At 55.9% G+C, this 14,131-nt stretch carries 16 protein-coding genes; 8 read left to right on the top strand and 8 right to left on the bottom strand.

What is annotated here, in order from left to right; genetic code table 11:
• The first annotated feature begins 5 nt into the window (after positions 1 to 5).
• The 3 genes from VNL73_09195 to VNL73_09205 are packed head-to-tail and all read left to right on the top strand — an operon-like array spanning position 6 to position 3,402.
• Complete coding sequence (locus VNL73_09195) at positions 6 to 974, top strand: glycoside hydrolase family 3 N-terminal domain-containing protein (GenBank protein HXF49579.1); 969 nt, start codon at positions 6 to 8, stop codon at positions 972 to 974.
• Positions 971 to 2,131, top strand: coding sequence for an anhydro-N-acetylmuramic acid kinase (locus VNL73_09200; protein ID HXF49580.1), 1,161 nt, complete (start codon positions 971 to 973; stop codon positions 2,129 to 2,131). Before VNL73_09195 ends, VNL73_09200 begins: the two co-directional genes overlap by 4 nt.
• A complete protein-coding gene (locus tag VNL73_09205) occupies positions 2,128 to 3,402 on the top strand; it encodes a SpoIID/LytB domain-containing protein (protein HXF49581.1) in 1,275 nt (424 codons plus the stop codon). Before VNL73_09200 ends, VNL73_09205 begins: the two co-directional genes overlap by 4 nt.
• 51 nt (positions 3,403 to 3,453) lie before the next feature.
• Here the strand turns inward: VNL73_09205 and lgt are convergent, their stop codons facing one another.
• The 5 genes from lgt to VNL73_09230 are packed head-to-tail and all read right to left on the bottom strand — an operon-like array spanning position 3,454 to position 7,591.
• A complete protein-coding gene (gene lgt / locus VNL73_09210) occupies positions 3,454 to 4,269 on the bottom strand; it encodes a prolipoprotein diacylglyceryl transferase (GenBank protein ID HXF49582.1) in 816 nt (271 codons plus the stop codon).
• Positions 4,259 to 5,134 (bottom strand): phosphatase PAP2 family protein, encoded by an 876-nt coding sequence (locus VNL73_09215; GenBank protein ID HXF49583.1) that lies wholly within the window; start codon positions 5,132 to 5,134, stop codon positions 4,259 to 4,261. The genes lgt and VNL73_09215 overlap by 11 nt, the downstream gene beginning before the upstream one ends.
• Before the next feature lie 34 nt (positions 5,135 to 5,168).
• Complete coding sequence (rsmI, locus tag VNL73_09220; GenBank protein HXF49584.1) at positions 5,169 to 5,852, bottom strand: 16S rRNA (cytidine(1402)-2'-O)-methyltransferase; 684 nt, start codon at positions 5,850 to 5,852, stop codon at positions 5,169 to 5,171.
• A complete protein-coding gene (locus VNL73_09225) occupies positions 5,853 to 6,677 on the bottom strand; it encodes an NAD+ synthase (GenBank protein ID HXF49585.1) in 825 nt (274 codons plus the stop codon).
• Positions 6,674 to 7,591: a nitrilase-related carbon-nitrogen hydrolase gene (locus VNL73_09230; protein ID HXF49586.1), complete on the bottom strand. Its 918-nt coding sequence runs from the start codon at positions 7,589 to 7,591 to the stop codon at positions 6,674 to 6,676. The genes VNL73_09225 and VNL73_09230 overlap by 4 nt, the downstream gene beginning before the upstream one ends.
• Positions 7,592 to 7,692: 101 nt before the next feature.
• On the opposite strand from VNL73_09230, the gene VNL73_09235 reads away from it, so the two are divergent.
• From VNL73_09235 to VNL73_09250, 4 genes are all read left to right on the top strand, one after another.
• Positions 7,693 to 8,742, top strand: a complete 1,050-nt coding sequence (locus VNL73_09235; protein ID HXF49587.1) for a hypothetical protein — start codon at positions 7,693 to 7,695, stop codon at positions 8,740 to 8,742.
• A gap of 350 nt (positions 8,743 to 9,092) precedes the next feature.
• On the top strand, positions 9,093 to 9,500 hold the full coding sequence (locus tag VNL73_09240; protein ID HXF49588.1) for a single-stranded DNA-binding protein: 408 nt from the start codon (positions 9,093 to 9,095) through the stop codon (positions 9,498 to 9,500).
• Entirely contained in the window at positions 9,501 to 9,797 is a 297-nt protein-coding gene (locus VNL73_09245; GenBank protein HXF49589.1) for a DUF2723 domain-containing protein, read from the top strand. It abuts the gene before it with no gap.
• Positions 9,798 to 9,814: 17 nt separating this feature from the next.
• Positions 9,815 to 11,287: a DUF2723 domain-containing protein gene (locus tag VNL73_09250; protein ID HXF49590.1), complete on the top strand. Its 1,473-nt coding sequence runs from the start codon at positions 9,815 to 9,817 to the stop codon at positions 11,285 to 11,287.
• Here the strand turns inward: VNL73_09250 and VNL73_09255 are convergent.
• The 3 genes from VNL73_09255 to pal are packed head-to-tail and all read right to left on the bottom strand — an operon-like array spanning position 11,250 to position 13,042.
• Positions 11,250 to 11,759, bottom strand: a complete 510-nt coding sequence (locus VNL73_09255; protein HXF49591.1) for a hypothetical protein — start codon at positions 11,757 to 11,759, stop codon at positions 11,250 to 11,252. The two genes, VNL73_09250 and VNL73_09255, sit on opposite strands and share 38 nt — an antisense overlap.
• Positions 11,756 to 12,532 carry a tol-pal system protein YbgF gene (gene ybgF / locus VNL73_09260; GenBank protein ID HXF49592.1) on the bottom strand — a complete coding sequence of 259 codons (777 nt, stop codon included), beginning with the start codon at positions 12,530 to 12,532 and terminating at the stop codon, positions 11,756 to 11,758. The genes VNL73_09255 and ybgF overlap by 4 nt, the downstream gene beginning before the upstream one ends.
• Positions 12,533 to 13,042 carry a peptidoglycan-associated lipoprotein Pal gene (gene pal / locus VNL73_09265; GenBank protein HXF49593.1) on the bottom strand — a complete coding sequence of 170 codons (510 nt, stop codon included), beginning with the start codon at positions 13,040 to 13,042 and terminating at the stop codon, positions 12,533 to 12,535.
• A gap of 216 nt (positions 13,043 to 13,258) precedes the next feature.
• On the opposite strand from pal, the gene VNL73_09270 reads away from it, so the two are divergent.
• Entirely contained in the window at positions 13,259 to 13,597 is a 339-nt protein-coding gene (locus tag VNL73_09270; protein ID HXF49594.1) for a cupin domain-containing protein, read from the top strand.
• Positions 13,598 to 14,131 lie beyond the last annotated feature (534 nt).

The following is a 14,131-nucleotide window of genomic DNA, read 5'->3' on the forward strand; positions in this document are numbered from 1 at the left end:
TTTTGATGCTCTACGGCGGCTTTCTTTGCTGCGGGTTTGAAGGGCTCTCCGTCCCGGCCGGTTTCGCCCGGTTCCTCCGGGAGAAAAAACCGGGCGGGGTGATTCTGTTTGCCCGCAACTACGAATCCCCGGCCCAGTTGAAGACCCTCTCGGCCGAACTGAAATCCTTCTCCGATACCCCTCCACTCATCATGGTGGATCAAGAGGGGGGGATGGTCGTCCGCTTCAAGGAGGGGTTTCCGGAACTGCCGCCCGCCCGCGCCTTCGGCGAAGGGCGGGATTTTGCCGGCCTTTCGGCCGCCTGCCGCCGGACGGCGGAGGCGTTGAAAGCCGCCGGGGTGGATATGAATCTTTCCCCGGTGGTGGACGTGGTCACCGATCCGAAAAACGAATATCTGAAACCCCGCACCTTCGCCGACGATCCGTTTCTTGTTTCCCAGATGGCCGCCTCGGCCATCGAGGCCTTCCACGCGGGCGGGGTTTTGACCTGCGCCAAGCATTTTGTCGCCTTGGGGGATTCGGCCAAAGACCCGCACCAGATTCTGCCGCAGTCGAACGCGTCGAAGGAGCAACTGGAGGTGGTTTTCTTCCCCCCTTTTCGTGCCGCGGTGGAAGCAGGGGTGGACTCGTTGATGTCCACCCATATCCGCGTCCCGGCTTTGGATGAAACCGTTCCGGTGGTCTTTTCCCGGACCGCCCTATCTCTGGCGCGGGTGGTTTTGGGTTTTGAAGGGCCGATTTTGTCCGATGACTTGGAAATGGGGGCCATCGCCGAAAGCTGGGGGGTGCCGGAAGCGGCCGTTTTGGCCCTTTCGGCCGGGAATGATATGGCTTTGGTCTGCCACTCCCTCGAGCAACAGGAGGGAGCTTTGGAAAAGATTGCCAAAGAGGCGGAAAAAAACGATGCTTTTGCCCGCCAGCTAACGGTCAGCCAAAAACGGTTGGAAGCCCTTCGGGCTAAACGAAGAGTATGAGTGCGCTTTTCGAACTGCTCCGGAATATAAACGCCGGCCGGAAAGTGGTTGGGTTGGGACTCATGTCCGGCACTTCGGCGGACGGGCTGGATTTGGCTTTGGTTGAGTTTTCCCCAAAAAAAACCCCCCGGTTTTTAAAGGGGAAAACGTATCCCTATCCGGCGGGCGTTCGGAAAAAAATATTGGAGTTTCAACAAACCCGCCAAATTTTTCCCGAAGAAGCGATTCTGTTTTCTCAATTTTTGGGAGAGGTCTGGGCCGGGTTGGTCAAGCGATTTTTGGCCGCAACCAAAGCTTTACGTCCGGACTTTGTCGCCTCCCACGGCCAGACCATCCGCCACCTTCCTGAATTTCGAAAATTTTTGGGAAAGCGGCTGCGGGGAAGCTGGCAGACCGGAGAAGCGGAGGTATTGGCCAAAAAATTGGGGCTCGTCGTCGTTTCCGATTTCCGCGCCGGCGACGTCGCCCTGGGGGGCTCCGGCGCGCCGTTGATGCCGCACGTACACCGGCATCTTTTCTCTTCCCCTAAAAAAGTTCGCGCCGTTTTGAATATCGGCGGCCTCGCCAATCTGACCTTTTTGGGGAAGAAATCGTTCTGGGCCTCGGATACCGGCCCGGGGAACTGCCTTTCCGATTACTTGGCGCAAAAGTTCTACGGGCTTTCCTGCGACGTTCGCGGCCGGAAAGCGGAGCAGGGAAGGGTATCGGAAAAACTTTTGGCCGCCTTGAAGGGAAACCGGTTCTTTCCCCGCCCGTTCCCCAAATCGACCGGCCGGGAGGATTTTTCTGCAAAATGGCTGGAGGGGATTTTGAGAAGTTTTCAAGGAATGAAAAAGGAAGACGTGCTGGCCACCATCGGGACCCTGACCACCTGGGGGGTGGCGGAAGCGCTCCGGCGCAACGCCCGCGAAAAATTGGGCGAAGTGTATCTGGCCGGCGGCGGGGCCGAAAATCTTTTTTTCTTAAACCAGTTGCAAAAAAACCTTCCCGGTGTTTCCTTGCACCCCGCCGGGGATTTGGGTTGGCCGGAGGAGAGCCTGGAAGCGGCCGGGTTCGCCCTCCTCGGCTGGTGGTGTCTCGCAGGCGTAAAAATTGGAGAGACCCCGGTTACCGGGGCTAAAAAGAGAGGCGTTTTGGGAAAGGTCTCGCAGGCATGAAGAAAATCACTTTGATACTTGGTTCCACGGCTCTTTTGGCATTCCTTGCGGGCTGCGGCAAGCCCCCCCGGATAGAAGAAAAACCGACCCCGGAAATCGCGGAGTTCGTCAAAGTCCGGCTGCCGGTAACGGGCGACCGTTTTGATGTCCGATCCGGCGGGGGATGGATTTTTCAATTGCACCGGGCCGACTCCTCCGAGGCCTGGTTCGAAACCGATTCCTATTTCCAAATCGGCCGCGGCAAACAATTCCTCTGGTTGAAGGAAAACGGCCAAAAGGATTTCGACTCCAACGTAGTCTGGACGCTTATGCGCCCCAGAAAGGAAGGCCAATTTATTCAATTTGACGGCCGAAACTACCGCGGAGAGTTCTGGGTGACCCTCGATTCGTTTGCCAACATCATCCTGGTCAACAAGCTCGGTCTGGAAGATTACATTAAAGGGGTGCTTCCCCCGGAAATCGGCAAGCGCCCGGCCAAGGAAATCGAGGTTTTGAAGGCGCAGGCGGTGGCGGCCCGCACCTACACGCTCTCCCATCTCGGCCAATATCCCGGCAAGCCTTGGGATATGGAAGCAGATTCGCGCGATCAGGTCTACTCCGGAATGGAAGCGGAAGACCCGGTCTGCTCGCGGGCGGTGGAGGAGACCGCCGGGGAGGCCGCCACCTTCGGGGGAAAATTCATCAACGCCTACTACCACTCCACCTGCGGCGGCAAGACCGACTACATCTCCTCGGTCTGGCCCCACAAGCCGCAGGAGTCCTATCTCGTTCCGGCCGATGACGACACTTTCTGCCTCTGGTCAAAAAACTTCTACTGGCGGGAGGGGCTTTCCCAGCGCTGGCTGGTGGATAAAATCTCGGCCTTCCTGAAGCAGCACGGCCGTCCGGAACTGGACAAGATCGCCCCGGTTGTCGATCTGGCCATCACCGAGCGGAACAGTTCCGGGCGGGTCCGGATTTTGACGGTGAAAACGGAGAAGGAGAGTTATCCCCTTCTGGCCGATTCCATCCGCTGGGCCTTGGGGCGGCCCTCCTCCCCCAGTGCGCAGGCGATTCTCCCCTCCACCCTTTTCGACGTGGAAACGTTCCGCTCCCGTGAGGAAATCCTGGACAGCGCCGTCATCACCGGCCGGGGAGCCGGGCACGGCATTGGGATGTGCCAGACGGGGGCCATCGGCCGGGCCCGCGCCGGGCAAAGCTACAAGCAAATTCTGGAGCATTATTACCCCGGCATCCGTCTGGAACGGGTGCGCCGCTTCGGCAGCCGGTAAAGGTTAATCCTTTAAATCTTTAAAGAGGCGGGCTTAGGCCCGCCTCTTTTTTCATGGAGAAGTAGAGGGGAGGGGGTTGGCCCTTTTCCGCAATTGCACCCATAAAACCAGACCGAAGGCAAACAGCAAAATCGCCATCCACTGGTTGTAGGTCCAATGCGGGGCGCCCAAATTCAAATACATCTCCGGTTCGTACGAACGGATAAACTCGATGAAGAAACGGAAAAGCGAATCGGCCATCAGCAAAATCGAGAAACCCGATCCGTCGAATTTTTTCCGTTTGTTGTGCCAGACCAGAAATCCGAACAGGATCAAACCGAAAAGGGAACTGTAAAGCTGGGTCGGGTGAATCGCCTGGGCGCCGAACTCGGCGTCCGGTATGGAGCCGGGGGGAAAAGTGACCCCCCAGGGGAGCGCGGTCGGCGTGCCGTAGCAGCAGCCGTTCAAAAAACAGCCGATGCGGGTCAAAAAAATGCCGAAGGCCACGGTCGGGGCAAAAATATCGGCCGTTTTCCAGAAGGGGAGCTTGACTTTGTGCATGTAGTAAAAACCGGCCGCCGTGGCCAAAATGACGCCGGTGTACAAATTCAACCCGGCAATGCCAAAGGTGCCGCTCTGGAAGGGGTTGAACGTGGCCGTCCAGTTCCCCTTGAACTCCTCGAGATGAAAAAGCACGTACCCCAGCCGCGCTCCGACGATTCCCGCGGCGATTACCAGAAAAGCAAGATTGGAAAGGGCGTTTACGTCCAGCCCCTCCTTGGCTCCCCAGCGGCGGATGAAGTAAAGCCCGATAAAAAAGGAGGCGGCCAAGGCCAGCCCGTAGGTGCGCAGGGCAAAGGGGCCGATGTGAAACAGTTCAGGACACATGCGGCCTCGAATAAAAGCTTTTGAGCCAGCGATTGGCAAGCCCGAAAGCGGCGGGAGCGATGGCCAGCCCGACGGCGACGTCCGAAACGTAATGAAACCGGCCGTACACCGTCCCCACCGCCAGACCCATCACAAAGGGAAGCAGAATCCAAAACCAGGTTTTGGCTCCGCGGTACAAGCACATCAAAACCAGAACGGCGACCGCCACGTGGCTGGAGGGCATGCAGCCGCCGTGAATGGCTCCTTTATCAATAACGAATTTTACAAGATGATAAAAGAGCGGGCCCTCGATTGGGGGTGGATGCAGATGAGGAATGTGATAGCGGGGCCCTTCCACCGGATAGAGCAAAAACAAAGCGTAGGAGATGAAAAACCCAATGGAGACGGAAAGCACCAGTTGCTGAAAGGCCTCCGTTTTCCGGTTGGCCCAGAGAATCAAGGCCCCCAGGGGGATGATAAAATAGTAGGAGAAATACCCCGCCATAAAAATTTCGGTCAGCCAGGCGTTGGCCCGCTCGGCCATCCATACGGAGGGGATTACGCCAGTCAGGTTGTACTCGAAATCAATAAGCTGCGCATCGAACCAGCGGTCGGTGAAAAGATGGACCAGATAGCCGGTCTCCTCATATAGAAAAGTGAATAGCAGAATCAGATACCCCCAGCGCAAAAGCCCCTTCAGGCCGGTTGCGCTTTCCTTCAAGGTGGCGGCCATAAGCAAAACGAGGCCGACCATGGCGCCGTGAAAGACCAAAAACCACCCCCAGTTGGGTAGCCGCTGATGGAAAAGCAGAATGGATACGCTCAAAAAGCCGAGATAGGCGAACAGCCCCCAGTCGATGGGGAGGAGGTAAAACCGTTTCCGCACCGGTTTTTGAATTTCCTTTTCCGTTACGGGCTGGCTAATCGCCGGCTCCAGTTTGGACTCCTTCCACCACCACGGTGATTTCCCCCTTGGGGGGATGACCCGAATAATATTCGACGAGTGTGCTCAACTCTCCGGTTCTGGTTTCCTCAAATTTCTTGGTCAGCTCCCGGGCCACGGCCGCGCGGCGATTGCCGAGGGATTGTTTCAACTCCTCGAGAAATTTCACAAGCCGGTAGGGGGACTCAAAAAAAACAAGCGTGGCGTCCAGTTCCCGCAGGGCTTCCAGCCGTTTTCTACGCTTTCCCGGTTTTTTGGGCAAAAACCCCTCGAACAAGAAACGGTTAGTCGGAAGACCCGAGGTTGTCAATGCTGCGAGGACAGCCGAAGGGCCGGGGACGGCGTAGACCGGGATTTCGTTTTGATGGCAGGCGTGCACCAGAACAAAACCGGGGTCGGAAACCCCCGGGGTGCCGGCGTCGGAAACCAGGGCGACGTTTTTCCCTTCCTTCAAAAGCTCCAGAATTTCCGGAGCTCTTTTTTCTTCATTCTGCTCGTGAAAAGAAATCAGTTTGGCTTTGATTCCAAGCCGGGCCAAAAGCCGGCCGGTATGGCGGGTGTCCTCGGCGGCGACGACGTCCGACTCTTTCAGAATTCGTTCAGCTCGATGGGTCAAATCTTCGAGATTGCCGATGGGGGTGGCGACCAAAAAAAGCGCCACCTACCGGCTCCAGTCGCGGGAGAGCTGAAAATCAATCCCCACCGTGCGGCGGGAAAGCTTGGCAATCGTGGGCAAGGCCCTCTTGTACTGGCTGGCGGCCACAATCTTTTCAATTTTCTTCACCGTTTCGGCTGGAAATCCGGCCTCGATGATTTCATCCGCGCGCCAACGTTCGTCCACCAGCAAATACAGTATCTGGTCAGCCAGCTCGTAGGTGAATCCGAGTTCCCCTTCCACCGTTTGCCCGGCCCACAAATCGGCCGAGGGTTTTTTCTTCAAAACGCTTTCCGGCACTCCCAAATAGGTCGCCAGCTGCCGCTCCTGTGTTTTGTACAAATCCCCCAGCGGATTTATCGAAGAAGCGGAATCCCCGAACCAGGTGCTGTAGCCCAGCATCGCTTCGCTTTTGTTGGAAGTTCCTATGACCAAGGCCCTTTCCTTCTGCGACTGGTCAAAAAGGATAATCATCCGGCAGCGGGCCATCACGTTCCCCCGGCGGACTTTGTCCGCCTCCGGCACCTGCTCCAAATAGGCATCCACCATGGCCGTAATCTCGATTTTCTGGCTTTTGATGCCGGTTTTTTTCACCACTTCCTCGGCGTCCGTGATGGAATGGGGACTGGAGGTCTTGTACGGCATCATAATTCCCAAAACGTTTTCCGGCCCGTACGCTTTGGCTGCCAGAAAAGCGGAAACGGAGGAATCCAGCCCGCCGGAAAGCCCGACCACCCCCTTGGAAAAGCCGAATTTCCCCGCTTCCCGTTTTAGAAAATCGACCAAAAATCCGGCCACAAAGACCGGGTCGATGGTCAAATCCACTTTCATCTTTTCACCTTGCGGCGTTTAGGGGCAGTTTTTTCTCTGGATAGTTTTGGAGGCTGCGCGGAGTGGTTGCCGCCCCGGATGCGCAGAAGCTCGTTTATGGCAAAATCCAGTTTTTCATCCCGGAGAAGCGGAGTCCGCAGGCGCGCCCGGCGCACTTTGCCGAGCGAGATTTCGGCCGTCTGCAGCGCTTCCTCGAAGTAGGGAAGCTTCATTTCCGGCTTGCCGGCCGGGTCTATGATTTCCGAGCCCCCCCAGAACCCGACGCCGTCCTCAAAGCCGACCCGGTTGGCGAAAATCCAGTAGAACCCGTGCAAATCGGAGTAAAACCGGTTCATTTTTTCCCAGATGGCGGAAGAGCCCATCCGGGCTTTTTCCTCCAGCCCGCGTGCCGTGCCGTTGGCGATGTTGGCCACCAAGATGGCGCCGTCCAGCATCAAAAGATACGGGCAAAACGAATGCCAGGCCTCCTCGCAGATTAAAAGGCCAAATCGCCCGAAGCGGGTGTTGAAGGCCGAAAGGGTGGTGCCTTCGCCGAAAAAGCGCCCCTCATCGAACATCCCGTAGGTGGGCAGAAATACCTTGCGGTGCATATGGACAATTTTGCCGCCATCCGCAAAACAGGCGGAGTTGTAATAGACGAAAGAAGGGTCTTCCTCCGCCAAGCCAAAAATGACGGCTATTTTTTCCGAGGCCTTCAGTATTTTCTGGATTTCCGGAGAATTTTTCCGCAAAGCCACTTCCGGCACCATATCCTTGAGCAGATAACCGGTGAGCGAAAGCTCCGGAAAAACCACCAAATCGGCCCCTTCGCTTTGGGCTTTGCCTATGGTTTCCAGATGCAGCTCCAGATTCGACTTCACGTCCCCCAGCTTGGGGGCAATCTGGGCCAGGGCGATTTTGACTTTGTCCGCCACGGCTCTAATATATGCTTCTTGCCGGGGATTGACAAAAGCCCCTTTGCCTCCTTTGTTTGGATGCAAACTAAAATAGAGAGTTTGCCTCGGTTGACGGTGTTATGAGAAAACAAATACTGATTTTGGTGGGTTTGAGTTGCCTTCTCTGCATCGCTTTGCCGATGTTTGGTGCTACCGCTCTCCCCGATGCGGAAAAAAGAGGGCAGGACAGTTTGCGGGCAGTGAGAGCACTGGCGCTTGTCAATTTTTACTCCCTTAATCCTGAAGTTCGCGTCGAGATTAATCCTGTAACTGGCGTTCCCGAAGACATGTGGGGAGATATTTCTCGGTATCAAACCAAATCTGACCCGGTCGAAGCGGCTTATGAGTTTTTTGAGCAAAACAAAGAGCTTTACGGAATAAACAATCTCCGGGAGGAACTAAAGCTTAAAGGAAAGGCCATGGACCAGTATGGAGGGATGGTCGAGTTCAAACAGCTTTATAAGGGGGTGGAAGTTAATCAAAGTTCCCTTCGCGCCTACTACACGCCTTCGGGAAAACTTAAAGGGATTATGGGCGGTTTTGCCCAGATTTCTGAACTTTCCCCCACCCCTACCATCGATTCCCTTTCGGCCATTGGGATAGTGAAAAGGGATTTGAACTATTCAGATGAAGAGGAAAGAAAAATAAAGGAATTATATGAGAGGCAATCAATTGGAGGAATAAAAATAGAGCGGTCGCTTCCTTCTGCCGCGCTCACGGTAAAACCGCTTGACGGAAAATATCATCTGGTTTGGGTGGTTCAGGTTCAAAAGGGGTATTTTGGCGACTGGCAGTATCTGATAGATGCGCATTCCGGCGATATTTTAGGCAAGGGGAATTGGGCGGAGGGGGAGCGTCATCCAAGGAGTTCTTCTCCGTGGGATAGTTCAGGTGCGCAGCGGCGAAAGAATATGGCTCCTGCGCCCAAGCCGGTTCCAGAAAAAGAAGTTCCCATTTTCAAGGCGGACAGCGCCCGGCCCATTCCGGAACTTCAGTTAAATAAACAAGATAACACTCCCGGGACTAAAAACCCGAGCGTATCGCCCCAGCCGGACATTTCCTCACCAACCCCGGTGCCGATTCGCAAGGGGAGTGGCCAGCTTTCCCCGTGTCAAGACCCCCGAATTTAGGACGCTTTTTCCAGCAGTTGTTCGTATCGTTCTCTGAACAACAGGGGCGGCATTTTGAGGGCGGAGTGGATTCGGGTGTGGTTGTATTGCCAGAGCAGGCGATCCTTGTAACCCTTGCACCTCCGATATGAACTGCGACAATCAGCCCCCTCCCGGTCCGGCGGATTTGGTAATTTTGCTGTGGAACCTCTATACGGGAGGCAACCCGCCAGGCGCTGGCTGCCCGCCGCCGTAGCGATTTTATCTCGACAAAAAGTAGATACCAGGTTTTAGACGGTTCCCAGTTCGGGGATTGACAAATGCCCTTCCGCCCCGTAGCTTTTGGCCAACCTAAAGAAAAGGAGTAGGGTATGGCTTCGGTGAACAAGGTGATTTTAATCGGCAATTTGGGGAAGGACCCGGATTTACGCTACACCCCGTCCGGGCAGGCGGTGGCCACTTTTTCTTTGGCCACCAACGACCGTTACAAGGACAAGGACGGACAGATGGTGGAGCGGGCGGAGTGGCACAACATCGTGGTCTGGGGAAAACAGGCGGAAACCGCCAAGGAGTATTTGAAAAAAGGGCGCCAGATTTTTGTGGAGGGGCGGATTTCCTACCGCACCTACGACGACCGGGAGGGGAACAAGCGCTACATCACCGAGGTGGTGGCCCAGCGCATCCAGTTTTTGGGACGGCGGGAAGAGGCGCCGGAGACCGTCCCCGCCGAGCCGGATATGGAAGCGCCGGGAACAGAAGAAGAGAACCTTCCCTTCTAAATGTTTTTGCTTAAAAAGCCGGTCTCGTCCAGTGTCTGGATTGGGCTGGCTTTGTTTTTTGTTTCCTTCGGGATTTATTGCGCCACGCTGGCCCGTACGGTTGGCTTTATCGATTCCGGCGAGCTGGCATGGGCCTCCGCCACGCTCGGCATCCCCCATCCCACCGGCTACCCGCTCTATACGTTATTAACCTACCTTTTCGTTTCGGCCCTTCCTTTTCTTGAGCCGATTGTGGCCATCAATCTTTTCTCCGCTCTTATTGTCTCCGCCGCGACGGTCGGTTTTTTTTTGTTTTAACTAATTTACAAACCGAGCTGGACTGGAAAAGAGAGGCCGCCGCGGGACTCGTTGCGCTCGCCGCCGCCACGTCTCCCATCTGGTGGTCGCAGGCCACCGGCAACGAGGTGTACGGGCTTAATCTTTTCTTTGTCACCCTCGTTTTTTTGCTTCTATTCCAGTTGTTAAAGGGAAACCACTTACCCCGGAATTTTCTTTTGCTCGCCTATATCTTGGGGCTGGCTTTCACCAACCATTTGCAAATCGTGCTTCTGTTTCCCACTTTGCTTTTACTCTTTCTCTTTCATCGTGGGTCGTGGGAGCTGAACCTGCGGAGTTGGATTTTGGCGGGTTTTCTGTTCTTCCTTGGGCTTTTGACCTATCTCTATTTGCCCATCCGCTCCGCAGCGGGCCCGCTCGCGGATTGGGGCGCGACTTCCGATTGGGGGAACTTCCTCCGCCACATCACCGGCTGGCAGTACCGGGTCTATATATTCGACATTCCGTTCGACCAAATGGTGGAGAACGGAATGGCCGCCCTTGGCACTGTTGCCACCCAGCTCAAATGGCCGCTTTGGATTTTATTTGCAGGATTGTTCTTCGTCCGGTTGCCGAACCGAAAAGTCCTGCTTCCCCTGCTGCTTTATCCGGTCATCATCCTCGTCTACAACGCCGGCTATGCCATTCCGGACATCGATTTTTACTACCTGCCGGTGATTTTTTGCCTCTTTATATTGGCCGGGGCTGGAGTTTTCGGATGGTTCTCCTATTTTTCAAAATTAAAAGAAGGGAAAGGAAAAGCCATAGCGGCCTTTTTGATTTTCCTTTCGGCTTCGACGGCTTATGCCGCCTTTTCCAATTGGGGAAGCGCCGACCAGTCCAAAAACCGATTTGCCCAAGAAGTAGTGGAAAATATTTACGCCTCGGCGCCGGATGGCGGGCTGGTTTTCACCGCGCAATGGGATCATTACTCCCCGTGGCTCTACAACCATTTTGCTCTGGGAAAAAGGCCGGATTTGAAAATACTGAATGTCAATCTGACCAACCGCTCCTGGTATCTCGATTTCCTTGCGCGCGCCCTGCCGGAAACCGTCGAGGGATTGGAGTCGAAAATGGATGCCTACCGCGCCATGGTGCGGGATTTTGAAACCGGAAGACCGATCGACACGACCCAAATCGAAGGTTTGCGCCAGACGATTCTTGCTTCCATGCTGCGCAAAGGTTACGCCTCCGGCCCGGTTTATTTCGACGTTGGCACGGGTTTCGACTCCGCGGCGGGCTGGTTTATGGCCCCGGAAGGGGCGCTTTTCCGGGCGTACGACCGGCCGGGTTATTATCCTTTTGAAACTCCGCCGCTCGGCTTTTCCCGGACGGAGTTTGCCGGCCTGCCGGAGGAGAAAATCATCCGCCGGGAAGTGGAAAGCTTGAACTGGATTTTGAATCTGCGGAAAAACTACGAAAAGATTTTCGGGCCTAAATCGCCTGCGGGAGATACAAGGAACCGGCCTTGAGCCAGGCCAGTTCCTTTTTATTGCCGAAATCCTCGGCGATTTTCAAAACCCAAAGCCGCAAAAGCTTGTAGTCGGCGGAAATTTCCGCCACGAGCGTATCGGCAATCTCCACCGCGCGCCAGGCGGGCTGGGGGGAAAACTCGACGCACAGAACATTCCCGGCCAGATTGGTCAGATACTCCTCCCCCTCGCGGCTGGCCGGAACGGGGAAAAAGGCGCGGGAGCGGCAGAGTTTCTGCGGCGGGAAAAGGCGCGGAACGGCCAGCCAGTTCTCCTTCGCTTGGCGGACTTCGATGTGCGCCAGCTCCCCCTTTTCGTCCAATTCGATCGACATCCGCTCCGCCTCCAGCGAATAGTGGAAACGTTTTCGGGGGCGGAAGGCGATTCCCAAAATCCCCTCGTGCGCCTCGTAAAAGCCGCGCGCCTCGGGAACGAACCAGCTCCCGCAAAAGGAGATTTGAAACGGCTTCATTTTTTGCGCAGTACGGAAAGCCGGTCTTTGGCCCGGCGGGACTCGGTGGAGGTGGGATACTGGTCGGAAAGCATGTCGTAGTAGCGGATGGCGATAGGGGGGTCTTTTTTCTCAAAAAGCTGGGCCGCCTTGAAAAGGGAGGTTGGGGCTTTTTCACTCCTTGGAAAATTCTGATAAACCAGCAAATACCGCCCCACGGCGGAGTCGGCCATCCCCTTGTTGTTGTACGCCTCCCCGATCCAGAAATGGCAGTTGGGGCCCAGTTCGGAATTCGGAAAGGTGGCCAGAAACTCCGCAAACCCGGCGATGGCCAGATCATACTTCCCCCGGCGGAAGTCCATAAAGGCGTTGTCGTAGAGCTGCTTGGGGTCCACCCCCGGGCTTGAGGAGCCGGGGCTGGTGGGGTCGTTCCCCTTAATCAGTGAATCGGGGGGGGGGCGCAAATTCTGCAAACGGGCGCGGAATTCCTCCCAGTTTTTGAACAGGTAATCGAACCGCCCGTTCACATCCTCCACCCGCCCGCTCACCACCTCCAGCTTGCGGGAAAGGTCGCGGATGGAGCTTTTCAGCTCGGCCCCCAGCTTTTGGTTTTCCTCCAGCTGGGCCTGATACGCCTTTTCCAAAGCCGCCGCTTTTTTCTGCAAATCGGCGTTGGCCTGCTTCAAGCTGTCCAGCTTGACGTCCATTGTATTCACCTGCCCCGGCGAAACGCAACCGGAGAGGGCCAGCGCCGCGGCGGCGGCCATCGAAAAGAGAAAAAAACGCGCGGACATCTACCGGTTCACAAACTCGGCGCGGCGGTTCTGCTGCCAGGAGGTCTCGTCATGCCCGAAGGCGACCGGGCGCTCCTTGCCGTAGGAGACCGTGGAAATCCGGCTGCCGTCTATGCCCAAATCCATCAAGTACTGCCGGGCGGCGGCGGCGCGGCGTTCGCCGAGCGCGAGGTTGTATTCCACCGTCCCCCGCTCGTCGCAGTGCCCTTCTATCAGAATCCGCATGTTGGGGTTGGCCTTCAGCACGCGGGCATTTTGCTCCAGTGCCGATTTGGCGTCGTCGCGGATGTAGTAGCGGTCGAAATCGAAATAAATTTTTTGAAAGCCCGACGGGGTCGGCTCTTCCGAAACTTCGCCGCTCGGAATCCGGCCGGAAGTATCCTGCGGCTCGGTGCGGGTTTCGGTTTGCGGGGCCGGTTTATCCGTCACGGGCTGGGCTTTTTTGCCGCAGCCGGAAACGTAGAATCCCATCACGGTAATCCCCAAAAGCAACAGTCCGATTCGCTTCATTATTCCCTCCATTATTTTGTTATACCCGTCTTGTACCGGTCAATATCCTTATATATATCGGCAAGTTACACAGCCGAAATTTAGGGCGAAAATTTATTTTTCCGCTCCCGGCGTAAAGAAAGCCGCCGAGGGAAAATTTGTCAATAGAAATCGGCGTTCTCCAAAAATCCCTTTGACAGGCCGGCCGGTTTGGATATTCTTCCACACGGGAACTTTATGGCGTCGGAATCGAACACCGGGAAGGAATTCACCGGGCCGCTCGGCCCGGACGCTCTTCTTCAATACCAGAGCGGCTCCATCGTCAGCCGGATGCTCTTAAAAAAGCCCTCCGGCACGGTGACCGCCTTTGCCTTTGATGAGGGGGAAGGACTAAGCGAGCACACCACCCCCTACGAGGCGCTCCTCATAATCCTCGACGGGCAGGCGGAGGTCACCATCGCCGGAACGGCGCACACGGTCAACTCCGGTGAAATGATTCTGCTCCCTGCGGGCATTCCCCACGCCGTCAAGGCGCTTAGCCGCTTCAAGATGCTCCTCGTAATGATTAAAGCGTAATGTTTGATAGGGGCGAGGCATGCCTCGCCCTTACAAAAACGAAGGGATTTTAGTTGCGAATTTGCGGAGAAAATAAAAAAAGCTCCCTGTGATTTTGGGGGCCTGCAAAATCGGGGGGATTTTGCAGGGGAAAATGCAACCTCTCCCTGACCCTCTCCTAAGAGGAGAGGGGACAAGACATTTGCTTTTAAGGGAAGGGAGGGGCGGAGCGTACGATCCGCCCCCTTTTTCCTTTCCTTTTTTGACCCTTTTGGCTGCCCTTGGGTCTTTGGGCTTTGGGTTCGCGGGATTGGGCGGCATGTGAAGGGGAGGCGCCACCTTCCCTTCAGTTCTATTGGGTTGGCGGCCTTTTAAAGAGGCCGCTGCCCTGCGCCGTTTACGCGGCGCTTTGGTGTTCTATTCCGGCTTTTTTTGGTTGGGCCGTCCGCCCCAAGCCCGGAACGGGCGGCGGCTTTTGCCGACGGGCCTTTTGGGCGCGCCTTATGGTGGCAAGCCGATGGAATGGCTTGGCCTCAGGGGCCGGGTGGAACTGCC

Source organism: Verrucomicrobiia bacterium, from assembly GCA_035574275.1.
Lineage (GTDB): Bacteria > Zixibacteria > MSB-5A5 > DSPP01 > DSPP01 > DSPP01.